This is a genomic window from Arthrobacter sp. SIMBA_036, assembly GCF_046535135.1.
In the GTDB taxonomy this organism is placed as follows: domain Bacteria; phylum Actinomycetota; class Actinomycetes; order Actinomycetales; family Micrococcaceae; genus Arthrobacter.
The window spans coordinates 261208-283996 of record NZ_JAWRXG010000005.1 but is presented as its reverse complement, the minus strand read 5'-3'; the positions used below and the strand labels follow the sequence as shown (position 1 = coordinate 283996).

Here is a 22789-nt window from a genome sequence, read left to right as displayed (position 1 = left end):
GAACCCGGAAGCTAAGACCCACAGCGCCGATGGTACTGCACCCGGGAGGGTGTGGGAGAGTAGGACACCGCCGGACAACCATTCAACCGGAGAGCCCCGACCCCACGGTCGGGGCTCCCCGCATTTAACACCCAGAACACAACCCAGGGCCATCAGCGCCCCAGGCAGCACCGAACCTAGCCCGAGAAGAACTCGGATAGCTCCGTGATCAGCTTGTCAGGGGCCTTGTTCGGCCCGTCGTGCCCGAAGCCCGGGAGGATGGTGTAGCTGGACCCGGACAGGACATCGTGGATCTGGCCGCAGGCGACGCCAAAATATGCCGGGCTCTTTTCGCCCACCACGATCAAGGTTTCCAGGGGGAGCTCCAAGAAGGGCTCTGCAGGCATGTCCGCGGCTATGACAGCCTTGATCTCACGGACGCCGCAGGTCATCAGCTCCCGCATCTGCTTGCCCAATGGCGTACCCGCAGCAAGCTTCGTTGCCAGGGTCAACATAGACAGCGGCATGCGCGCGAAAGCGCCGCCGGTTTCGACGCCCTTGATCAGCACGGCGAGGCCACGATCGTAGTCTCCAGCCGCCGTCGCCCGTTCATATTCGGGCGTCCAGTCGGCCTTGACGCTGTGATTGACGGATACTGCGGGGTCGTAGACCGCGAGCCGTTCCACGGGCAGCGTACGGGCTGCATGGAGTGCCACGGCGCCACCGAAGCTGTGCCCGAAGACGTCTGTGCTGGAGGTGTGCTTCATCACCGCGTCCAAGTCGCGGATATCGGCTTCAAGGGTGTAATCCTCGGCCTGTGGGGATGAATCACCGCGGCCGCGACGGTTGAAAGTGTGGACTGGCCGGCCGAGCGCTGTGCTGAGTTTCTGCGCGAAACGCGTGTAATCGGCAGCCGTAACTACGGAGGCCGGCACAACGACGACGCCGGAACCTTTCGTTGCCAGCTCACCACCGGTGGTGAGTACTTCGAGGTGTCCGCCGTCCGGGGTGATGATGATGTCGCGCGTCATGACTTGAGCCTATCGGAGCCACCTGACTGCCGACAGCCGCCCCGCTCCTATGTATATAACCGGTCAGCCCCTGAAGTAGTCCGAAATGTCCGAGACAAGTTCCTTGACCGCTGCCGGAACGGATCCGTGGAAGCCTTTGGGCGATACTTCCAAGGTGCTCCCCGGGACGGCGCGGTTCAGCCGGGCGGCGGTGACTTTGTAATACTCCGGGCTCTTCTTGCCCACCATAAAATGCGTGCCGCGCGGAAGGACGGAGAAGTCAGTGCCGGAAGCTTCGAAAGCGGCCTGCAGTTCGCCGACGCCGGACGGCAGCAGTTCACGGAAGACCTTATTGACCTTGGTGCGGGAAACCACCGCCATTAGCCCGGCCAGAACCGGCTCGGGGACGCGGGCAAGGGCCGTCCCAGGGTTCATGCCACGTTTCATTCGGACCATGGCGCGGTTGATGTCGCCCTTGTTGACCGCGTCGGCAAAACCTTTCAACCAGTCCGTGTCCATACTTCCGTCGATGTTCACCGCGGCGTCGTACACGGCGAGCTTCTCCGGTTGGTGACGCGTGCCGGCAAACGCGTGCGCAGCGTTCAATGCCACGGAACCGCCGAGGCTGTGGCCCAGGATGTTCCGTGCTCCGGTGGCGTCCATGATGGTGCGCACATCCGCAATCTCGGTTGCCATGGAGTAGTTGTGGGGTTGGTCCGTTGACTTTCCGCGGCCCCGGCGATCGTAGACGTCTACGGCCCAATCGTTCCCTAGTCCTTTGGCCAGGGCCACGGAGAACGGCCGGTAGATGAGCGCGGTGAGGAACGCGCCTCCCACGATCACGACCCGTCGATCGCCGGGTGCGTGTTGGGCGCCGTAGCTGTATAGGGCAAGCCTGCCGCCGTCGTGCGTCTTGATCTCGCGTTCCTTCACCGGAACATCTTAGGTGGCTGCGGCGGCTTCTCCAGGGATGCGGTTCCCGGACAGGAACCGGGCCACACGTACGGCCAGGCGCCTCCCCGGGCGCAGCGGGCCTTCATGAAACTGGAACGGAACGATGGCCAACTCGATGGCTGGCACCGCCGCGGCCAAGGCTCGGCCCGTTTCGGCGAAATATGCCGGGCTCCAGCCGCCGCTCAGCATCAGGGTGGGGGTGGTAAGGCTCATGAAATCCTCCAGCGTCCCGTCGGCGGCGAGGACTGCGCGCATCTCGACGACGGCGGTAGGCAGCAACGACCGCATCTCCAAACCCAGCCGCGTCCGTGCCGAGAGGACACTGAGCGTCCTCAGAGCACCCATCGGCAGGTATGAAATGGGACCAGCGGTTCCGAGGCCTTGCACGAGGTGCGCCCACGCATCGTCTAGCTGCCCCGCGGTGACAGCAGCCTCCAACTCGGGGCGCCAACGGCCGCTGAGGCTTCCGGCGAGGGACACCGCAGCGTCGTAGGTGACCAGCCGGCTGATCTTGCCGCGGCGGGCGGCCTGTAAGCCCACGAAACCGCCATAACTATGGCCAATCACGTCCGTGGACCCTGTCTTGTCCATCACTGCGTGCAGATCGGCGATCTCGGTCTCCACGGAATATCCGTGCGGCTGCGGTGCGGAATGGCCACGGCCCCGCCGGTTGTAGGTGTGGACGGGGCGCTCCAGGAGGAGGCTCATGGTGCGCGCGAACGGCCAGTAAAGGGAATCAGTCACCAACGTGCCGTGGACAAGCACGACGCCGGGCGGTTCAGTCGGTGCCTTGGAACCCGGAAGGGAAGCACCTGACGCAGCACGGAACGTGTGCACTTCGAGGTGGCCACCGCCGTCGTCCGTTTCAACTGTCCATGTCTCCACAGGGTGAGTCTATGCCCGGGAAATCAGGGCTCGTAATCACCGGTAAACTTAAGGACTGTGACTTCCGCAAACACCGCCGCCCCCAGCACTTCCGCAGAGCCCCTCGATGCCAGCGAACAAATGCGCATCCGCATGGACAAGCGTGCCAAGCTGCTTGCCCGCGGCTCGGAGGCCTACCCGGTGGCTGTGGAGCGGACACACTCCCTCAGTGAAATCCGCGAAAAGTATGCGCACCTTGAGGCTGACGAAACAACCGGCGACGTCGTAGGCGTCACCGGCCGCGTCGTGTTCGTGCGCAACACCGGCAAGCTGTGCTTCGCCACCCTTCAGGAAGGTGGGGTTGACGGCAAGGGAGTGCGCCTCCAGGCAATGCTGAGCCTGGCCAACATCGGTGAGGAATCCCTGGCCGATTGGAAGGCCCTGGTAGACCTTGGCGATCACGTCTTTATCAAGGGCGAGGTTATTTCCTCCCGCCGAGGCGAACTCTCTGTCATGGCCGACTCGTGGTCCATGGCTTCAAAGGCGCTCCGCCCGCTTCCTGTGCTGCATGCCGAGCTGAACGAGGAAACGCGGGTCCGGCAGCGTTATGTGGATTTGATGGTCCGCGAAGAAGCGCGCGAAATGGTCTACAAGCGGGCTGCGATTACGCGCTCGGTGCGGGACACCTTGGACCGCCACGGGTATGTGGAGGTTGAGACGCCCATCCTGCAGTTGGTTCACGGCGGCGCCACGGCCCGGCCCTTCGAGACCCACATGAACGCCTTCGACCAGAAAATGACGCTCCGCATTGCCACGGAACTATTCCTCAAGCGGGCCGTGGTGGGCGGGATTGACCGCGTCTATGACATGGGCAGGGTTTTCCGTAATGAGGGCGTGGACTCCACGCACAGCCCCGAATTCACCACCCTTGAATGCTATGAAGCGTGGGCGGACCAGTTCGTCATGGCCGAGCGTATGAAGGAAATCATCCTGAACGTGGCCGACGTCGGTGGTACCCGAACCATCCAAACTGAGTCCGGTGAAATAAACCTCGACGGCGAATGGGCTTGGGTTTCCGTGTACCCGGGTCTCTCCGAAGCCGTGGGCCAGGAAATAACGCCTGACACCACGGTGGAGGAGTTGGTGGCCCTCGCTGCCAAACACCAAGTCAAGGTGGACTCCAAGTGGGATGCCGAGAAGCTCGTGGTTGAGTTGTTTGGCGAGATTGTGGAACCGACGCTGCTCAACCCCACCTTTGTTTATGACTACCCGCCGTCCGCCCAGCCCCTGGCCCGCCCGCACCGGGAAGACGGGCGCTTGATCGAGGCGTGGGACTTGATCATCGGCGGTATGGAGCGCGGTACGGCATTCTCCGAGCTGATCGACCCCGTGATCCAGCGTGAACGCCTTACCGAGCAGTCGCGGCGTTCGGCCGCAGGAGATGACGAGGCCATGCAGTTGGATGAAGACTTCCTGCGTGCTCTCGAGTACGGGGCGCCGCCAATGGGGGGTATCGGGTTGGGCATCGACCGCTTGGTCATGCTGTTCACCGGTGCGGGCATCCGTGAAACCATATTGTTCCCCTTGTTGAAGCCCGAAGGACATTGATCATGGATTACATCGCAGTTCTGGCGCCCTCAGTGGTGGTTGGATTGATCTTCTGGTTCGCCATGAAGTCGATCTTCAATGCCGACAAATCCGAACGCCAAGCCGAGGCACGGGCGCAAGCTGAAGCCGATTTGGGAAATTCCGGCCCAGCGCCGCAGGGCCCCGCCACTAAATAGCCCAAAATTCACAAAGGCCTTAACGGGAATCCAAATGTGCCTTTGACGTGTGCCGTGGGCGTGAACGATAATCAGAAATACGGAGTCGGGGAATTTCTGATTATCCAACCCTCCAAAAGAGAGGCTACTCATGGCACAGAAAGTAAAAATCATCCTCGTCGATGACCTGGATGAAGGGGACGCGGACGAAACGGTCCGCTTCGGCTTGGACGGCGTGAGCTACGAAATGGATCTGTCCACCGCCAACGCTGCATCATTGCGCCAGGCTTTGGAACCCTTCGTTGCCAAGGCCAGGAAGACATCCTCCGGCCGTGCCACGCGCGGCCGTGCGACCACTCCGCGCAATCAGGATTCCGCGCAGATCAGGCAATGGGCCCGTGATAACGGCTACACGGTCAACAGTCGCGGACGTATTCAGGCTGAAATTCAGGAAGCCTACCAAAAGGCAAATTCCTGATTCACCGCATGAATGCCCCGGCACACAGTGCCGGGGCTTTCGGCTTTAACTTCCGAAAGTGCGTTGCCGCTCGTCGCCAACCTAGGAATTTCCTGTGAATCCCGGTGCTCGCCACTGATGAATTGCTCCTATATAGGGTGACGTTAGGCCTGTAGGAGCCATCCGAATGCGATTTGGGAATGGCCCGGGCGTGACAGGCGGGCGTCGGTGTAACCCGGCGCCCGAGGATGCCACCACCCGCCGTCCGGGGTCAAGGCCTCCAGCGCGATTTATTCCAGCGCCGGCCCATGTTTCCCCTGTGGCGAACACGCCCCAAAAGTGCTGCTCCTCCACGTAGAGTCAAAGTACGTCGTAGCTAGGAGTGTGGCGAAATGTTTGAGAGATTTACGGACCGTGCCCGTCGCGTGGTCGTTCTTGCCCAAGAAGAGGCACGGATGCTCAACCACAATTACATCGGTACCGAGCACATCCTCTTGGGTCTGATCCACGAGGGTGAAGGCGTTGCAGCCAAAGCGCTCGAGTCCCTGAGCATTTCGCTCGATGGTGTTCGGGAGCAGGTACAGGAGATTATCGGCCAGGGCCAGCAGGCTCCATCCGGTCACATCCCCTTCACCCCCCGCGCCAAGAAGGTGCTGGAGCTCTCGCTCCGCGAAGCACTGCAGCTCGGCCACAACTACATCGGAACTGAGCACATCCTGCTCGGCTTGATTCGCGAAGGCGAAGGCGTGGCAGCCCAGGTGCTGGTCAAGCTCGGTGCAGACCTCAACAGGGTCCGCCAGCAGGTTATCCAGCTGCTCTCCGGCTACCAGGGCAAGGAGACCGCAGGCAGCGGCTCCGGCCAGGGCCAGCCGGAAGGTACCCCTGCCGGTTCAGTGGTGCTTGACCAGTTCGGACGCAACCTGACCCAGGCTGCCCGCGAGAACAAGCTCGATCCTGTGATCGGCCGCGAGCAGGAGATGGAGCGGGTCATGCAGGTCCTGTCTCGTCGCACCAAGAACAACCCTGTGTTGATTGGTGAGCCCGGCGTGGGTAAGACCGCCGTCGTCGAAGGCCTCGCCCAGGCGATCGTCCGCGGCGATGTCCCGGAGACCATCAAGGACAAGCAGCTTTACACGCTTGACCTCGGTTCGCTGGTTGCCGGTTCCCGGTACCGCGGGGACTTCGAAGAACGCCTCAAGAAGGTCCTCAAGGAAATCCGCACCCGTGGCGACATCATCCTGTTCATCGACGAGATCCACACCCTCGTTGGTGCCGGTGCTGCCGAAGGCGCCATCGATGCTGCGTCCATCCTGAAGCCAATGCTTGCCCGCGGTGAACTCCAGACCATTGGTGCCACCACCTTGGATGAGTACCGCAAGCACATCGAAAAGGACGCTGCACTGGAGCGTCGTTTCCAGCCGATCCAGGTCAAGGAGCCCTCCGTCGCCCACGCGATCGAGATCCTCAAGGGCCTGCGGGACCGTTACGAGGCACACCACCGCGTAACGATTACCGACGGCGCCCTCGCCTCAGCCGCGCAGCTGGCCGAACGCTATATCTCGGACCGCTTCCTGCCAGACAAGGCAATCGACCTGATCGATGAAGCCGGTGCACGGCTGCGCATCCGTCGCATGACTGCTCCGCCGGAGCTCAAGGCCATGGATGAGCGCATTGCGGACGTCAAAATGGAGAAAGAATCCGCCATTGACGCCCAGGACTTCGAAGGTGCTGCCTCGCTGCGCGACAAAGAGCAGAAGCTCATTGCCGAGCGCGCCGAGAAGGAGCGCAACTGGAAGTCCGGCGGCATGGACGACATTTCCGAGGTTGACGAGGACCTGATCGCTGAAGTTCTTGCGAACTCCACGGGCATCCCGGTCTTCAAGCTCACCGAGGAAGAGTCCTCTCGCCTGCTCAAGATGGAAGACGAACTGCACAAGCGCGTCGTCGGCCAGGACGAAGCCATCAAGGCGCTGTCCCAGGCTATCCGCCGCACCCGTGCAGGCCTGAAGGACCCCAAGCGTCCCGGTGGCTCGTTCATCTTCGCCGGCCCCACCGGCGTCGGCAAGACCGAGCTCGCCAAGGCACTTGCCGAATTCCTGTTCGGTGAAGAGGACGCCCTCATCACCCTGGACATGTCCGAGTACTCCGAGAAGCACACGGTTTCGCGTCTCTTCGGTGCTCCTCCGGGCTATGTTGGCTACGAAGAAGGTGGCCAGCTGACCGAGAAGGTCCGCAGGCGTCCGTTCTCCGTGGTCCTGTTCGATGAAGTTGAGAAGGCCCACGCGGACCTCTTCAACTCCCTGCTGCAGATTCTGGAAGACGGCCGCCTGACCGACTCCCAGGGCCGCGTGGTGGACTTCAAGAACACTGTGATCATCATGACCACCAACCTTGGTACCCGCGATATCTCCAAGAGCGTGGCCACTGGTTTCCAGTCCGGCACGGACACCCAGACCGGTTACAACCGGATGCGGGCCCGGGTCACGGAAGAGCTGAAGCAGCACTTCCGCCCTGAGTTCCTCAACCGCGTTGACGACGTCGTGGTGTTCCCGCAGCTGACCCAGGACGAGATCATCGAGATCGTGGACATGTTCGTGACCCGCTTGGAGCGTCGCCTCAAGGACAAGGACATGGGCATCGAGCTCACCACGGCCGCCAAGGTCCTCTTGGCTACCCGCGGTTACGATCCCGCAATGGGTGCCCGGCCGCTGCGCCGCACCATCCAGCGCGAAATCGAGGACCAGCTGTCCGAGAAGATCCTGTTCGGCGAGATCCACGCCGGCGACATCGTGGTAGTGGATGTGGACGGCGAAGGGGACGACGCCAAGTTCACGTTCGCAGGCAACGCCAAGCCGCGCATCCCGGAGATCGCTCCCACCGCGTAGGCATAACCGCATCAGCACGGCGCCCCGTCTATTCCGCGAGGAATGGGCGGGGCGTTCGCGTTGGGGGTTCTAATCCACTATCGAAGTGAGGGTCAATGCGGGTGCTCATGGTTGCGCCGGGGACACGGGGTGACGTTGCGCCGATGGCCGGCCTGGGAAGCCGCCTCGAGGCCTCGGGCTATGAGGTGGCCATTGCCGCTAACCCGCCGTACGCAAGCCTGGTTCTTCAGTCCGGATGTGAGTTCAGGCCGTTGCCTGGTGACTTGGCTGAACTGATCAGGCACCCAAGCCCCGGGGCAAAAGAATCCCCAACGGACTTGCTGACTTTCTGGCGCAAGCTCGGCGACTACATGGACCACGCGGCGAGGGGGACGCTGGCCGCCGTGGAGGCGGGCGCTGACGTTATCATGGCCAATTCGGTGTCGCCCTATGCTTACGACATTGCTGAGGCCTTCGGAATTCCGGTCCTCGGCGCCCACTTGCAGCCCACGGAACCAAGCACTGCTTACCCGCCCGTGCTTATGGGCTTGGGCAGGAGTTTGGGCGCGGCAGGCAACAAGATCATCGGTGAACGCGCCGCTGCGGGCCCCGCACCTTACGACGCGCCCAGTGCACGCATGCGTAAAACCTTGGGCCTCAAGAAACAAAGCCGAGCGGCTGCCGAGCGCCGCCGCAGGAACGCCCGGGCCACGATCCTCTATGGCATCAGCCCCACCGTCCTGCCGCGCCCAGCGGATTGGCACCCGGGCTTGGTCATGGCCGGCTACTGGTGGCCCGCCACGGACCACCGCTGGCGCCCGTCCCCGAATCTGGTCGACTTCCTTGCCGACGGCCCGCCCCCGGTCTTCGTCGGCTTTGGAAGCAGCGCGGACATGGATCCCGGTTTTATCCTCGAGGCCACCCGTCGGGCGGGCGTGAGGGCAGTGGTGCAGGGTGTGGATGAGGTGCTGGGTGACGACGCGATCGGCGTCGGACATGTCCCGCACGATTGGCTTTTCCCGCGCATGGCAGCCGTGATTCATCACGCAGGAGCCGGAACGACGGCGGCCGGCTTGCGTTCGGGGGTGGCAACTGTGGGCGTCCCGGTCTACACGGATCAGCCGCTGTGGGCCTCCAGGGTTGCGGATCTGGGTGCTGGCCCGGCACCGATTCCCTATAAAAAGCTCACTCCGGAGCGCCTTGGTGAGGCTATCAACCGGGCCGTCACCACGCCGTCGTACACCGCTGAAGCCAGGCAACTTGCAAAAAGGATCGCGGCAGAAGACGGTACCGTCGCTGTGCTCAAAGCCCTCCGCAGCCTCCCATCCAAGTAGCAAGCGCAGCCCACGTGAAGTGGAATATCTGAAAGTACTGTTTCACTCTGAGTGAACCGCGCTGTGATTGAAGCCACAATGAGTGTTGAATCTGAGCATGGAACCTGCTGATAACCCTGCCGCGGACCGCATCCCCGAAACGCCTTTCCACGACATGGACTACTACCTGTCCATCCCAAGGGTCAGCGGCCTGACACTCAGTCCGGACGGCAAGCGCCTGGTTACCACGGTGACCACCCTGAATGGCAAAGGAACCGAGTTTTCCACCGCGCTGTGGGAGGTGGACCCTTCCGGCAAAAACCGGGCACGACGGATCACCCGCAGTTCCAAGGGCGAGGCAGGCGCGGTCTTCGCATCAACCGGGGACCTCTACTTCACGTCCTCCCGCGCCGATCCCGAAGGCCCCGATCCCGAAAACCGCCAAGCCGACCCCGTGAACGGATTGTGGCTCTTGCCCTTCGACGGTGGAGAAGCACGGGTGGTTCACTCCCGGTCCGGCGGCATCAGTTCCGTCCTGGCCGCCAGAGCCGCCGACACCATCTTCGTCATCGCCCCGGTGCTCGCCGGATCAACCGATGAAGAAAACGACGAGGAACGCCGCAAAATCCGCAAGGATCACAAAGTCTCTGCCATCCTGCACACCGGATACCCGGTGCGCTTTTGGGACGCCGACCTGGGCCCCGCCGAGCCGCGGCTCTTCGCTGTTGAAGACGGCGAAGAGAGGGAGTCGGGCAAGCCGTCCACCGTGGACAGCACCGCGCCGCTCCGGCTCCGCAACCTGACACCCGGCGTCGGGGGTTCCTTACGCGAGGCAAAGGCCGTTGTGAGCCCCGATGGCAGGACCATCTACACGAGCATGGCAAAACCGCTCGCCAAGGCGGACAGCCGGCAGGTGCTGGCCGCCGTCGACGTCGCTAGCGGCGCAGTTAAGGTGCTCCTTGACCACGAGGGCATGAATTACTTCCCCGGGCCCGTCAGTCCGGACAACCAGTGGCTGGTGGTGGAGAGCGAAAGTGACACGACGCCAACCCAGGCGCCGCAGGTGAAGCTGCACTTGCTCCAAGTCTCGGGCGGTGAGGCGGCAGGGGCCGACAGCGGAAACGACAGCGCGGTCTTGGCCCCGCTGGCACACCAATGGGACCGCTGGCCCAGCGCGCTCGCATGGCTCCCGGACGGCAGTGCCATCCTGGCCACCGCGGACGACGACGGCGCGTCGCCGGTTTTCCGGGTAGACGTCACCGACGGCGGGGTAACGCGGATAACGGACGACGCTGCAGCGTATTCCAACGTCCTGATTTCGCCCGACGGAACGACGGCCTATGCGCTGCGCAGCTCGTACGAGTTCCCCCCGGAGGCGGTTCGGATCGACCTCGCCAGCGGTGCGGTCTCCCGTTTGCAGGGGCCCGTGGAGCGCCCCGCGTACCCAGGCAAGCTCGAGCGTGTGGAAACCACGGCCGAGGACGGTTCCCGCGTGCCCGCATACCTTGCCCTTCCCGAAGGGGCCTCCGCGGAGAAGCCGGCACCCCTCCTGCTGTGGATCCATGGCGGGCCGTTGGGGTCTTGGAATGCGTGGACGTGGCGTTGGAACCCGTGGCTCCTTGTGGCCAAGGGGTACGCGGTACTGCTACCCGATCCTGCCCTCTCCACAGGGTACGGCCAGGACTTCATCCAGCGAGGGTGGGGGAGTGGGGCAAGAAGCCGTTTACCGACCTCATGGCGATCACCGACGCTGTGGTGGCGCGGGCCGACGTCGACGAAACCCGGACTGCCGCGATGGGCGGGTCATTCGGTGGTTACATGGCCAACTGGGTGGCCGGACAAACCGATCGGTTCAAGGCGATCGTCACCCACGCCAGCCTGTGGGCCCTTGACCAATTTGGTCCCACAACGGACGATGCCCAGTATTGGCTCAAGGAAATGACCACGGACATGGCACTGGAGAACTCGCCGCACCTGAACGTGGCCAACATCAAAACGCCCATGCTCGTGATCCATGGTGACAAGGACTACCGGGTACCCATCGGGGAAGGTCTTCGGCTTTGGTATGAGCTCCTGTCCTCCTCGCAACTGCCTGCTGACGAGAACGGGCAGGGCCCGCACCGTTTCCTGTACTTCCCGGATGAGAATCACTGGGTGCTGCAGCCGCAACATGCCAAAGTCTGGTACGGCGTCGTCGAGCACTTTTTGGCCAAGCAGGTGCTGGGTGAGGATGTGCCCCTGCCAGAGGAACTGGGCTTGTAACACCAAGAGGTGGAGGCCGGGCGGTAGCATCAGCGTCGCTAGTATGGGGTTGTGAATCCGACCTTCAGCCTCCGCCCTGCCCGCACCAGCGACGTGGCGGCCATCAAGAGGCTCGTGGCTCCCCTCGCCGAACAGCGGATTCTGATGGCCAAGGAAACCGTGGCTTACTACGAGAGCCTCCAGGAGTTCCGAATCGCCGAATCGTCCGAAGGCGAAGTCATTGGCTGCGGGGCGCTTCACGTCATGTGGGAGGACCTTGCCGAAATCCGGACCTTGGCAGCAGCTGATTCCTGGCGCGGAAGGGGTGTGGGGCACGTCCTGGTGGAGGACCTGCTGGCCGCGGCCAAAGCGATCGGAGTAAGCCGGGTTTTCTGCCTGACGTTCGAGGTCGATTTCTTCAAGCGCCACGGCTTCGAGGTCATGGCGGACCAGTCCGCGGTGGATCCCCAAGTGTACTCAGAACTGCTGCGCTCGCACGATGAAGGCGTGGCGGAGTTCCTGGACTTGGCCCGCGTGAAGCCGAACACCTTAGGCAATACCCGGATGATCAGGGAGCTCTAGCTTCAGGCCCTGTCGGTTATATCTCCGGCGTCGTTCTTCGATGCGCTCAGGCCTACCGTGGCCCCCACTGCCAGTAGTAGGGTCAGAGCACTAGCCGCAGCATGCCCAGGAGCATCACATGAAAAAGCTCATCAATGATCCCCGCGCAGTGGTGGACGAGTCCGTCGAAGGTTTCGGGATGGCACACGCCGACATCGTCACCGTCCACGCTGATCCCAAATTCGTTGTCCGAAAGGCTGCGCCGGTAGCGGGCAAAGTTGCCCTGGTGTCCGGTGGAGGCAGTGGGCACGAACCCCTGCACGCCGGGTTCGTTGGCCTCGGAATGCTCGACGCCGCTGTGCCCGGCGCAGTCTTCACCTCACCTACCCCGGACCAGATCATTCCAGCCACCGTCGCAGTGGACGCCGGCGCCGGCGTCGTGCATATCGTGAAGAACTACACCGGTGACGTCCTGAACTTCGAAACGGCAGCCGAGATGGCACAAGCAGAAGGCGTGCGTGTCCGTTCCGTGCTGGTCAACGACGACGTCGCGGTGGAGGATTCGCTGTACACGGCAGGACGCCGTGGGGTGGGCGGAACTGTACTGGTGGAGAAGATCGCGGGTGCCTCCGCCCAACGCGGCGATGACCTGGACGCCGTCACAGCGATCGCTGAGCGTGTGGTGGCCAACGTGCGGACAATGGGTGTGGCGCTGTCCGGCTGCACCGTTCCACACGCCGGCACACCCAGCTTTGAACTCGCTGACGACGAAATCGAAATTGGAATCGGCATCCATGGGGAACCGGGACGGCACCGCATCGCCATGGAAAGCGCGGACGCTATCACCGACCGCCTGCTGGAACCGGTCCTGGAGGACCTCGGCCTCTCCTCGGGGGACAAAGTACTCCTGTTCGTCAACGGGATGGGTGGAACGCCGCAGAGCGAGCTATACATCGTGTATCGGCGCGCGGCGCAGGTCCTCGCTGAGCGCGGGGCCACTGTGGAGCGCTCGCTGGTGGGGAATTACGTCACCTCCCTCGAGATGCAGGGATGCTCGGTCTCCGTGTTGCGCCTCGATGACGAGATGACAAGGCTCTGGGACGCTCCGGTGCACACCGCCGCGCTGCGTTGGGGCGCATAAACATGGGGCTCGGTGTCGAATGGGCTGTTGACTGGTTGAAGCTTTCGGCGAAAGCCATGGCTGAACACCGTGTGGAACTGATTGAGATGGACCGCGCCATCGGGGACTCGGACCACGGCGAGAACATGGACCGCGGTTTCCAAGCTGTGGTGCAGAAGCTCGAAGAAGCCCCGCCGGAGACCCCCGGTGCCGCCCTGAAGGTTGCTGCGATGACCCTGATGTCAAAAGTGGGTGGCGCAGCCGGACCTTTGTACGGCACCGCGTACCTCCGGGCAGCTACCTCGCTGGGGGATCTCACGGACGTTGATGCCGGGGCGATGGCCGAGGCACTTGCCGCCGCACGCGACGGCGTAGTGGCCCGCGGCAAGGCGGAACCGGGCGACAAGACCATGATTGATGCATGGACACCAGCCGTCGATGCGGCTCGCGATGCCGCCGCTACCGGAGGTCCCCTGGACGTCCTGGAAGCAGCAGCCCAAGCCGCGGAGGCTGGCGCCACGGCGACCGATCCCCTGGTGGCGCGTAAGGGCCGGGCCAGTTACTTGGGTGAGCGGAGCGCCGGGCATCGTGACCCTGGGGCAGCCTCCAGTGCGCTGATTCTGCGGGCGGCCGTGGACGCAGCGAGCTCGCCCGGCAGCGCGGGGACGGGCCCCGAATGACCGTAGGCATCGTGGTTGTCTCACACAGCAGCAAGATCGCTGAGGGCGCGGTGGAACTGGCTGCCCAGATGGCGCCCGACGTCGGCCTCGTCGCCGCCGGGGGCACCGACGATGACCGCATCGGAACCAGCTTGGAGAAGGTGCTGGCCGCCGTCGAGCAGTCACTGGTTGATTCCGGCGGGGACGGCGTGGTGGTGATGACCGATCTGGGTTCCGCGGTGATGACGGCGGAGTCTGCCGCGGAGTTCGCCAGCGACCCTGACGCGGTACGCCTTGCCGACGCGCCCTTGGTGGAGGGACTCGTGGCTGCCGCCGTCGCTGCCCAGGGAGGAGCCGGTGCCGAGGAGGTCCGCCAGGCTGCGGAGGCGACCGGTTTTGGCTCCCATGGGTCGGTGCCGCGGCCGGGCTCGGCGGATGAGCCAGGCATCGACAAGCCCGGCGTCGACGAACCTGACGCGAGCGGTGATTTCATGCTCATCAACCCCCTTGGTATGCACGCCAGGCCGGCCGCGAAAATTGCCGGCGGTTTGGCTGGCCTGGATGCGGTCGTAACGGTCAATGGAGTGGACGGCGTGTCCGTCATGTCCCTCATGTCCCTCGGCGTCGGCAAAGGCTCTTCGCTGCATGTTGAGGCGCGGGGAAAGGATGCGTTAAAGGCTGTGGGGTACGTCGAACAGCTGGTTGCTGACGGCTTCGGTGAGCTGTAATTTTGGGGGTTTCCAGTCCAAACGTTGCTAAGTATCCTGATAAGTGATCTTGTAGAGGTACAAGGTTCCTACGACGAAAGAGGTGCGACATGGGTGCTGACGACAAGATGCAGAACGCTGGCGAGAAGCTCGGTGGTAAGGCCAAGGAAGCCGCTGGCAAGCTGACGGACGACAAGGGCCTCGAAGCCGAGGGCAAAGGCGACCAGGTCAAGAGCGACCTCAAGGGCGCTGGCGAAAAGGTAAAAGACGCCTTCAAGAAGGACTAGGAATGTTGACAGGGCCGCTGCGGTTGCAGCGGCCCTGTCGTGTTTTAGGCATGGTTTGCAGGAGCCATGCGTGGGATTTCCAACGAAGGATTCAGCGTGAATGTATTGGTGAAACTGTTCGGCATTGCGGTCAGCCTTGGGGCCGGAGCGATCGCAAACAAGACGCTTGAGGGTCTCTGGCAGAAGAAGACGGGAAAGCCTGCCCCCAAGGACGGGACCGATCTTGACGACTCCCTTCCCGGCGTCCTGGTATTCGCTATTGTGTCCGCGGCCGTGGGCGCAGTGGTCCACGTCCTGACCCAGCGAGGCACCAAGAGCGCACTGGCCCACATGAAGAAGACGGCAGACGAGGTTTAGCCATGGCGATTGCAAAGAACCCAAGCACGGTCATCGACTGCCCGGATGCGCCCGCACTGGCAGCCTTCTATGGCGAATTGCTGGGCTGGGAAGTCACCGGCGAAGGGGACTGGTTGGATATCCGCCCCAGTGACGGCAGTAATTGCATCTCCTTCCAGCAGGTGGACGTTTACCAGGCGCCTGTGTGGCCCGGCCAGACCATCCCGCAGCAGATGCATTTGGATGTATCCGTGGAGGATCTGGACAAGGGCGAAGAGGTTGTCCTGTCCTTGGGAGCGACCAAGGCCGACCACCAGCCCGGCGAAACGTTCAGGGTGTTCCTGGACCCGGCAGGGCACCCGTTCTGCCTCTGCGCGTCCTGACGGGGCCTGCCTCCTGACTGGGGCCTAGCCCTGCTGGGCGGCCCATTCCTCGACACGGCGGTTGCTTTCCTCTTCTGAGAGGTCCTCGACGCGAGTCATGACGGACCAGCGGACGCCGAACGGATCCCGGATGCTTGCGTAACGGTCTCCGGAGACAAACGTGGTCAAGGGTTCCCGGATGGTAGCGCCTGCTTGCTCCGCCTTTCGCACCAAACTGTCCGCATCGGGGCAGTAGAAGCCCAGGGAGTAGCAGTCGTCTTCTCCGTCAGGAGCTGGGACGAGGTGGTAAGCGGGGTTGGGTTCGCCGAGTTGAAGGTGGCCGTTTCCGAAGTCAAGCTCGGCGTGGACCACCACTCCGCCCATTTCCGTGGCGCCTACAACCCGGGCACCGAAGACTTCGCTGTAGAAGGCGATGGCTTCCTTCGCATTGGGTACGGCAAGGAACGGTGTGAGGCTGGTCAGGCCGTTGGGAATCCCGTTGGTGGTGTGCTCACCGTTGGCGCCGGTTGTTGTTGTCTGGGTGCTTGTAGTATCTGTCATGAGAACCACGCTAGGTGCTGCCCGGTATCCAGCGCTTGGAGATTCGCGACAGCTTCAAGACTGTCCTCGGACGGGGGATGTGATGGAGGGATCCACCAAGGGAATCCTGTATCCGGCGCGGCTTCCGACTTTTAATCGTTTTCCTGCACCGACCCCGGTTGCGGACCTGGTGCAGTGGTTCTGGATTCCGGAATGGGACATCGAACCGGGGAGGACGTCCCGCCAACACCTCATCGCGTACCCGGCGTGCAACGTGGTGGTGGAACGCGAGGGTGTTATTTTATCGGGGCCCACCACCCGCGCCGCGTACCGGGACCTGAGCGGGAGTGGTTGGGCGGTTGGCGCACTACTGCGCCCCGCAGCTTTGCCCCTCCTGGGCCATGATCCAGCCAGCTTGCGGGACTCAGAGACAGAGCTGGCCGCTGAGGACCTCCACCGGGCGGTGGCCGCTGCAATGAACTCGTGCGACGTCGGTGGCCGCCACGAGCGGGCAGTAGGCGCCTTCGTGCAGTGGCTGGGCTCCGGTGGCCACGTTGCGTCCGAAGAGGCACTTCTGGCCAACCGGATGGTGGACCTCATAGCCGCAGAACCGGAGCTGGTCCTGATGGAGGATGTCGCATCCCGCTTGGCGGTGTCTCCCCGGACCCTCCAACGGGTGGCCAAGAAGTACGTCGGTTTGAGTCCTTCCGCCCTGATCAGGCGTCGCAGGCTACAGGATGCGGCCGAGCGTGCCCGGTCCAATCCGACGGCGGACCTGGCCGCAATCGCCGTCGAGCTCGGCTACGCAGACCACGCGCACCTCACCAATGATTTCCGCAAGTATCTGGGCTTTACGCCCAGTGGGTACCGGCGTTCCGCTGGCCAAACGTAGTAGGGAACCGCACGCCACGTCCGGGCAAACAAGCAGGACGGCTACGGGGCATAGGTGCGTAATATAGTAAGCATGCTTACAAGTGGAGAGCGATCCGGGCAGGGAGCTTCAGCCTCATCAGCGGTGCCCGCAGAGTCGGCACTTCTTGATAGGACGTTCAGGGTCAGCCTTATCCTGAAGGGCTTGGACGGTGTTCTAGAGCTGGTCGGCGGCGTCCTGCTGCTACTGGTCACGCCGCGCCAGATAGGGGACCTGGTCCGGTTTCTCACCCAGCACGAGTTGGCCAAGGACCCCAATGATGTTGTGGCCAACAGCCTGCTTCATATGACTTCCAGCCTTTCGGCGTCGGCATCCCTTTTCGGGGCGATCTACCTTCTCCTTCACGGATTGGTGAAGATCGTCCTGGTGTGGGCTGTCTTGAAGGAGAAGCTCTGGGCTTATCCGTGGATGATCGCTTTCCTGCTGGTCTTCATCGCCTACCAGACCTACCGGATCCTCGTCGCTTTCTCTTGGGGAATGGTGCTCCTGACCGCCTTCGACATCTTCATCGTGTGGATCACCTGGCGCGAGTACCGCCTTCAACGGATCCGAAGAGTGAACGCTTAACAGTTGCCGCTACGCCCCGGCAGTTGAAGCTACACCGGGAGCCGCAGCCCGTCGTCGTGCATCTCCGCCAAACCGTCGCTTAGCAACCCGTCCAGCGCGCGTTCAAGCTGCTCCGGGGCGGTGTTGAGCCGGTGCAGCGCAGCGAGCGGAATCCCGACGCCGCTGGGTGCGAACCCGAGGTCCGCAGGTGCCTGCTCGAACATCGCAAGCGGGACCGGTGCTGCAGCTTCGCGCAGCACAGCCATCACGGCGCCGCGCACTTGGCGGTCCGTGCCGTGCCAGGACTGGCCCTTGGGCGTGTACGACGGCGGCGGCTCGCCCGCTGCCACCCAGGCGCAGCCGGCGCGAACGGGGCAGTCGGCGCACTTGGGACTGCGGGCCGTGCAGACCATCGCCCCTAGCTCCATGACGGACGCGTTCCAGCGCACAGACAGCGCCTGCTCGTCCGGAAGGAGGGCCTCTGCGAGGCGCATTTCCCTGGCCGTCAACGCCGGGGCGGGAAGCGCAGTCCCGGAAATGAGCCTCGCGTGGACACGCCGGATATTGGTGTCCACCACTGTTTCCCGGCGACCAAAAGCAAAGGCAGCGACCGCCGCGGCTGTGTAACTTCCCACGCCCGGCAGCCCCAAGAGCTCGGAGTAGTTGTCCGGCACTGCGCCGCTGTGGAAATCGCGAATGGCGACGGCGGCAGCGTGCAACCGCAGCGCCCGCCGGGGATATCCAAGCCGGCCCCAGTGCCGTACAGCTGCCCCGGAAGGTTCTTCGGCAAGCTGGCTTGGTGTGGGCCACCGTTCCATCCATTCCCGCCAGACGGGGAGCACCCGGACCACGGGGGTTTGCTGGAGCATGACCTCGCTGACCAGGATGCCCCACGCGCTGCAACCGGGGTCCCGCCACGGGAGGTCACGAGCCGCCTCGGCGAACCACTGATTCAACGCATCGTGGAGCTTGTGAAGCTGATCGGCGTGGGGGATAGCGTCTGGAAGTGTCATACTGCGTCCACTCTAATCCAAGCGTGCGGCAGGACATTGCAGCCGATTGGGGCCATGCGGCGTGTAGGTTAGGTGCCTGGATGCAGCCACGCCTAGCCTAGAGTCATGGTCAATCAGGGTAAGCAGCAGTCGAGCGCGCGCTCATCAGCGTCGGCTAAGGGTGCTGCCCGCGGTTCGTCTGCCGCAGGGACTCCCACTAACCGCCGGCCCCCGAGCCCGGCGGTGTACCGGCGTCGGAGGTTGGTTGCGCTCATTGCATTGGTGGTGGTTCTCGCGCTGCTCGTGGCCGGGGTGATGGCTGTAAGCCGTGCCCTCGCCAGCAAGTCCTCTCCGCAGGCGGTCAGCACGCCGGCGGCATCCGCAACAACGACGCCGGTGATCTCACCTTCTGCATCGCCGACGCCAAGTCCGTCGGCCTCGCCTGTCTGCGACCTCAACCTCATGAGCGTCTCGGCAAAGACGGACAAGGGATCCTATGGAGCTGATGAGAAGCCGGTGCTGACCATGACTGTGACCAACGGCGGGGCGGCCCCGTGCCAAGTCAATGTTGGTACGTCCCAAATGGAGTATTTGGTGATGAGCGGCTCGGACCGGATCTTCTCCTCGAAGGATTGCCAGACCGGGGCGGTGGACCTGATCAAGACCATCCAGCCCGGCAAGAGCGAGACCGCGAACTTCTCCTGGCAGCGCAACCGCACGGTGGAGGGCTGCGGAGTGGTCAACGCCAAGCCCGGTGGCGGCGGGGCTTACTACACGTTCGAGGCGCACCTCGGGAACAAGACCAGCCCCAAAGCCGTCTTCCAGCTGAACTGACGGCGAGGCGGGGCCTGCCAGACGGACCTGCCTGGCGGAAGCGGAATCGACCTAGAGGAACCTGTCCAGCAGGCTGGCCTCAGCCATGCGACTCAAGCCCTCACGGACAGTCCTTGCACGTTGATCGCCGATGCCGTCCACGGTCATGAGGTCATCGATGGTGGCGGCCATGAGGTTCTGGAGGCCGCCGAAGTAGTCCACCAAGCGATCGGCGACTGCTTTAGGCACCGACTTTAGTCCCGAGAGGAGCCGGTAGCCACGAGGTTGGACCACCGCGTCCAACTGCTCAACACCGCCGGCGAATCCGATGATGTGGGCAATCCTGCTCAGATCTATCAGCTCTGTAGGCCCAAGGTTGAGGAGGGCCTGCACGGAGTTTTCGATGTCCTCCGGGCTGGCATCAGGATCCGAATAGTCCCGAATGATCACATCACTTCCGGGGCCACGGCTCATAGTGAGCTCGTCGACCTGCAGGGATAGCAGGCGCCCGTCTTCACCGAGCTCCAGGACGTACTGGGCGATCTCCTCGGAGATGCGGCGCACCATCTCTTGACGTTGCAGGGTGACCGCAACATCCCTGACGGTAACCAAAGCTTCGATCTCCAGGGCGGAGAGGGAACTGGTGACTTGGTCCAGCCTCGCGCTGTACCGTTCCAGGGTTGCAAGCGCCTGATTGGCCCGGGCGAGGACTTTCTCGGAGCCCTCCAATACGTGGCGCAGCCCGTTGACGTACAGCGCGATGATCTGCATGGACTGGCTGACGGAAATCACCGGGACGCCGGTCTGGATGGCAACACGTTCGGCGGTGCGATGCCGGGTGCCGGACTCCTGGGTTTCGATACTGGAGTCCGGTACCAGCTGGACGGCGGCGCGGACGATGTTGCTGGCATCCTTATCGCAAATGATGGCGCCGTCCATCTTTGCCAACTCACGGAGCCGCGTGGGCGAGAAGTCGATGCCGATATCGAACCCGCCGGAGCAGATGGAATCGATGGTCCTGTCAGCGCCCAAGACAATCAGCGCGCCGGTGCGTCCACGGAGGATGCGTTCGAGGCCATCCCGCAAAGGAGTTCCGGGTGCGACTCTGGCCAGAGTCGCTTTGAGCGATTCTTCCGGGCTCCGGGCCATAGGGTTTCCCTTCGAAGGTGCAAGCCATGGCTCGCAAACAAGCTGAATCCGGCATCTGAAGGACGTGAAGAAAATGCCCTGATGACGACTAGCACAATGATAGGGCTTCGCAGCACCGTTAACCGCACCAGCAAGCCTGAAAGTGGGTCATATCGTTATGTTCCTGATCGCCCCAAATGCTTGGCCGATGCGGTTAACCCATGGCCCATTCCGGACCGCTAACTGATCAGCAGTTCCAGTGCCTCGGCCAAGTGGCCCACTTCGCGCACGGAAAAGCCGTCCGGGATAACCCCGGCACCGGCCGGACTTGCAGGAACGATCGCATGCGTGAACCCAAGCCGGTGCGCCTCCTGGATCCGCTGGTTGATCCCGGGGACCGGGCGAACCTCTCCGGCCAGGCCTACCTCGCCGAACGCGATCAGCCGTTGCGGCAAAGCCTTCCTGGCTTTCGCCGACGCAACAGCCAGTGCAACTGCCAGATCCGTGGCCGGTTCGCTGAGTTTCACCCCGCCCACTGTTGCCACATAGGAGTCGTCCTTGTGCAGCATGCAGCCGGCCCGCTGCTGCAGGACCGCCAACAGCATGGCGACCCGCGAGCTCTCCAAGCCACTGGTGGCCCGGCGTGGTTGGGCGTTGGCGCTCTCTGCCAGCAACGACTGGACCTCTGCCAGCAGGGGCCTCCTGCCCTCCATGGTGACAGTGATGCAGGTTCCCGAGACAGGCTCGCGCGTGCGCGAAACGAAGAGGCCGCTTGGGTCGGCGAGGCCCTCGATGCCGGCCTCGTTCAGGTCGAAACACCCGACGTCGTCAGTGGCTCCGTAACGGTTCTTGACTGCCCGGAGCAGCCGGAGCCTGGAGTGGCGCTCTCCTTCGAACTGGCAGACCACATCCACGAGGTGCTCCAACAGCCGCGGCCCGGCGATGGCGCCGTCCTTGGTCACGTGGCCCACCAGCAGCGTGGTCATGTTGCGCCGTTTGGCGGCGGAGATGATGGAGGCAGCCACTTCACGCACTTGCGAAACACCGCCGGCACTGCCTTCGACGTCCGCGCTGCTCAGCGTCTGAACGGAGTCTACGATCAGCAGTTTCGGCTCGAGCTTTTCCACTTGCCCGAGTGCCTGCCCCAGATCGGTTTCCGCCGAAAGATAGAGGGTATGGGCGACGGCGTCGATCCGTTCCGCCCGGAGCTTCACTTGGGCCGCCGACTCCTCGCCGGTGATGTAAAGGACGTCCTGTCCGGTGCGGGCGAACTTGGCGGCGACGTCCAACAGGAGCGTGGATTTTCCGACGCCGGGTTCCCCGGCGAGCAGGATGACGGCGCCAGGTACCAGGCCTCCGCCCAGAACGCGGTCGAGCTCGTCCACCCCCGTGGGCAGGAACGCCGCGGTGGTCCCATCCACCTCAGCGATCCGGCGGGCTGGCTCCAAAACTGTGGCGGCCGGCGTCGTGCGCGCTACTGTGGCGCCGTACTCCTCAACGGTGCCCCATGCCTGGCATTCACCGCAGCGGCCCACCCACTTGATGGCGGTCCAGCCGCATTCGGCGCACTTGTAAGCGGGTGTCTTGGAAGCACGTGAGGTCTTTGAAGCCATGGGTCCAAGGGTAGCCGCGGGGACTGACAGTATTAGCGGTCGGCCGATCTGCCGTAGCGCGCCGCATCCACGAAGACAGCGATACCAGTCACTCCAAGGGCGATTCCCATCGATGCGACCACGTCCGTGAGCCAGTGATAGCCCAGGTACAAGCGGCTATAGGCAACCAGGAGGGTGAGAATCAAGGCGCCCGCGAAAGCCAGCACCGCTTTAGCCCTGGTCCCTGAACGGGACACCAAGAGATACGCGAGGACCAAGGCAAAGATCCCGGCACCGAGCGTATGGCCGGACGGAAAGGAGAGGGCGTCATCGGGACCCATGAGGAAATCGGCGGATGACGGCCTGGAGCGGGCAACATAATGCTTGATCAGCGTTGAAAGGATCACAGCCACCACCATGGAGCCAATGAGCAACGCGGGGCGCCACAGTTCACGCTTCCAGACGGCCCAAATCAAGGCGATGAGCACCCCGATGACGGTCATCCACAGAGGCGACGTAACCGTGCTTAGGGCAGCCAACAACGCAGTTGCCACCGGGTTTCGGGAACCGACCATGAAGCTGTGTACGGCTACATCAGAGGTGGCCAGGCCGGTCCCGGAGAGAACGGAGGCAAACATCAGCCAAAAGATGGCGTCGCCGAGGAGCAGCAATGCGCCAGCCCAGAAGAACAGGGGGCGCTGCGGCAGCCGGAGGGCCGGGGCGGCGCGGAACCGGGTAGAAAGCGCAGAGATCATTGGTCTATCTTGCCC

23 protein-coding genes and 1 pseudogene are annotated in these 22789 nt (G+C 63.3%); 16 read left to right on the top strand and 8 right to left on the bottom strand.

Going from position 1 to position 22789, the window contains the following annotated elements; translation table 11 throughout:
* Positions 1–176: 176 nt before the first annotated feature.
* The 3 genes from SB659_RS09550 to SB659_RS09540 all read right to left on the bottom strand — a co-directional run bounded on the left by SB659_RS09550 (position 177) and on the right by SB659_RS09540 (position 2828).
* Positions 177–1010, bottom strand: coding sequence for an alpha/beta fold hydrolase (locus tag SB659_RS09550; protein ID WP_284979435.1), 834 nt, complete (start codon positions 1008–1010; stop codon positions 177–179).
* Positions 1011–1073: 63 nt separating this feature from the next.
* Positions 1074–1922 (bottom strand): alpha/beta fold hydrolase, encoded by an 849-nt coding sequence (locus SB659_RS09545; protein WP_410550233.1) that lies wholly within the window; start codon positions 1920–1922, stop codon positions 1074–1076.
* A gap of 9 nt (positions 1923–1931) precedes the next feature.
* Entirely contained in the window at positions 1932–2828 is an 897-nt protein-coding gene (locus tag SB659_RS09540; protein WP_284979433.1) for an alpha/beta fold hydrolase, read from the bottom strand.
* 57 nt (positions 2829–2885) lie between these two features.
* Here SB659_RS09540 and lysS point away from each other — a divergent pair, with 57 nt between their 5' ends.
* The 13 genes and pseudogenes from lysS (at position 2886) to SB659_RS09475 (ending at position 15498) form a co-directional block, all read left to right on the top strand.
* Positions 2886–4415 carry a lysine--tRNA ligase gene (gene lysS, locus SB659_RS09535; protein ID WP_410550232.1) on the top strand — a complete coding sequence of 510 codons (1530 nt, stop codon included), beginning with the start codon at positions 2886–2888 and terminating at the stop codon, positions 4413–4415.
* 2 nt (positions 4416–4417) lie between these two features.
* Positions 4418–4591, top strand: a complete 174-nt coding sequence (locus SB659_RS09530) for a hypothetical protein (protein ID WP_284979431.1) — start codon at positions 4418–4420, stop codon at positions 4589–4591.
* Between the two features lie 130 nt (positions 4592–4721).
* Positions 4722–5048, top strand: a complete 327-nt coding sequence (locus SB659_RS09525; protein ID WP_284977104.1) for a histone-like nucleoid-structuring protein Lsr2 — start codon at positions 4722–4724, stop codon at positions 5046–5048.
* A gap of 371 nt (positions 5049–5419) precedes the next feature.
* Positions 5420–7912, top strand: coding sequence for an ATP-dependent Clp protease ATP-binding subunit (locus SB659_RS09520; protein WP_284979430.1), 2493 nt, complete (start codon positions 5420–5422; stop codon positions 7910–7912).
* Between the two features lie 95 nt (positions 7913–8007).
* Positions 8008–9225, top strand: a complete 1218-nt coding sequence (locus SB659_RS09515; RefSeq protein WP_410550231.1) for a glycosyltransferase — start codon at positions 8008–8010, stop codon at positions 9223–9225.
* A 97-nt stretch (positions 9226–9322) separates the two neighbouring features.
* Positions 9323–11466, top strand: a pseudogene (locus SB659_RS09510) (alpha/beta fold hydrolase).
* A 51-nt stretch (positions 11467–11517) separates the two neighbouring features.
* Complete coding sequence (locus SB659_RS09505; RefSeq protein ID WP_284979427.1) at positions 11518–12027, top strand: amino-acid N-acetyltransferase; 510 nt, start codon at positions 11518–11520, stop codon at positions 12025–12027.
* A gap of 118 nt (positions 12028–12145) precedes the next feature.
* Entirely contained in the window at positions 12146–13147 is a 1002-nt protein-coding gene (gene dhaK, locus SB659_RS09500; RefSeq protein ID WP_284979426.1) for a dihydroxyacetone kinase subunit DhaK, read from the top strand.
* 2 nt (positions 13148–13149) lie between these two features.
* Positions 13150–13806: a dihydroxyacetone kinase subunit DhaL gene (gene dhaL, locus SB659_RS09495; RefSeq protein ID WP_410550230.1), complete on the top strand. Its 657-nt coding sequence runs from the start codon at positions 13150–13152 to the stop codon at positions 13804–13806.
* Entirely contained in the window at positions 13803–14513 is a 711-nt protein-coding gene (dhaM, locus tag SB659_RS09490) for a dihydroxyacetone kinase phosphoryl donor subunit DhaM (RefSeq protein WP_410550229.1), read from the top strand. Before dhaL ends, dhaM begins: the two co-directional genes overlap by 4 nt.
* Positions 14514–14602: 89 nt before the next feature.
* On the top strand, positions 14603–14779 hold the full coding sequence (locus SB659_RS09485) for a CsbD family protein (protein WP_284977096.1): 177 nt from the start codon (positions 14603–14605) through the stop codon (positions 14777–14779).
* 96 nt (positions 14780–14875) lie between these two features.
* Positions 14876–15136, top strand: a complete 261-nt coding sequence (locus tag SB659_RS09480) for a DUF4235 domain-containing protein (RefSeq protein WP_284977095.1) — start codon at positions 14876–14878, stop codon at positions 15134–15136.
* A gap of 2 nt (positions 15137–15138) precedes the next feature.
* Positions 15139–15498, top strand: coding sequence for a VOC family protein (locus SB659_RS09475; protein ID WP_284979423.1), 360 nt, complete (start codon positions 15139–15141; stop codon positions 15496–15498).
* 24 nt (positions 15499–15522) lie between these two features.
* Here SB659_RS09475 and SB659_RS09470 read toward each other — a convergent pair whose 3' ends face one another.
* Positions 15523–16038: a VOC family protein gene (locus tag SB659_RS09470; RefSeq protein WP_410550228.1), complete on the bottom strand. Its 516-nt coding sequence runs from the start codon at positions 16036–16038 to the stop codon at positions 15523–15525.
* 82 nt (positions 16039–16120) lie between these two features.
* Here SB659_RS09470 and SB659_RS09465 point away from each other — a divergent pair, with 82 nt between their 5' ends.
* Positions 16121–16909 carry a helix-turn-helix domain-containing protein gene (locus tag SB659_RS09465; protein WP_410550227.1) on the top strand — a complete coding sequence of 263 codons (789 nt, stop codon included), beginning with the start codon at positions 16121–16123 and terminating at the stop codon, positions 16907–16909.
* A 72-nt stretch (positions 16910–16981) separates the two neighbouring features.
* Positions 16982–17515, top strand: a complete 534-nt coding sequence (locus tag SB659_RS09460; RefSeq protein ID WP_410550226.1) for a DUF2127 domain-containing protein — start codon at positions 16982–16984, stop codon at positions 17513–17515.
* A gap of 29 nt (positions 17516–17544) precedes the next feature.
* Here the strand turns inward: SB659_RS09460 and SB659_RS09455 are convergent, their stop codons facing one another.
* A complete protein-coding gene (locus SB659_RS09455; RefSeq protein WP_410550225.1) occupies positions 17545–18507 on the bottom strand; it encodes an A/G-specific adenine glycosylase in 963 nt (320 codons plus the stop codon).
* Positions 18508–18612: 105 nt separating this feature from the next.
* On the opposite strand from SB659_RS09455, the gene SB659_RS09450 reads away from it, so the two are divergent.
* Entirely contained in the window at positions 18613–19320 is a 708-nt protein-coding gene (locus SB659_RS09450; protein WP_410550224.1) for a hypothetical protein, read from the top strand.
* 51 nt (positions 19321–19371) lie between these two features.
* Here SB659_RS09450 and disA read toward each other — a convergent pair whose 3' ends face one another.
* The 3 genes from disA to SB659_RS09435 all read right to left on the bottom strand — a co-directional run bounded on the left by disA (position 19372) and on the right by SB659_RS09435 (position 22774).
* A complete protein-coding gene (disA, locus tag SB659_RS09445) occupies positions 19372–20448 on the bottom strand; it encodes a DNA integrity scanning diadenylate cyclase DisA (RefSeq protein WP_284979417.1) in 1077 nt (358 codons plus the stop codon).
* 218 nt (positions 20449–20666) lie between these two features.
* The gene (gene radA / locus SB659_RS09440; protein WP_284979416.1) at positions 20667–22040 is read right to left on the bottom strand and encodes a DNA repair protein RadA; all 1374 of its coding nucleotides are present in this window, start codon (positions 22038–22040) and stop codon (positions 20667–20669) included.
* A gap of 32 nt (positions 22041–22072) precedes the next feature.
* Positions 22073–22774, bottom strand: a complete 702-nt coding sequence (locus SB659_RS09435; RefSeq protein WP_410550223.1) for a phosphatase PAP2 family protein — start codon at positions 22772–22774, stop codon at positions 22073–22075.
* Between the last annotated feature and the right edge of the window lie 15 nt (positions 22775–22789).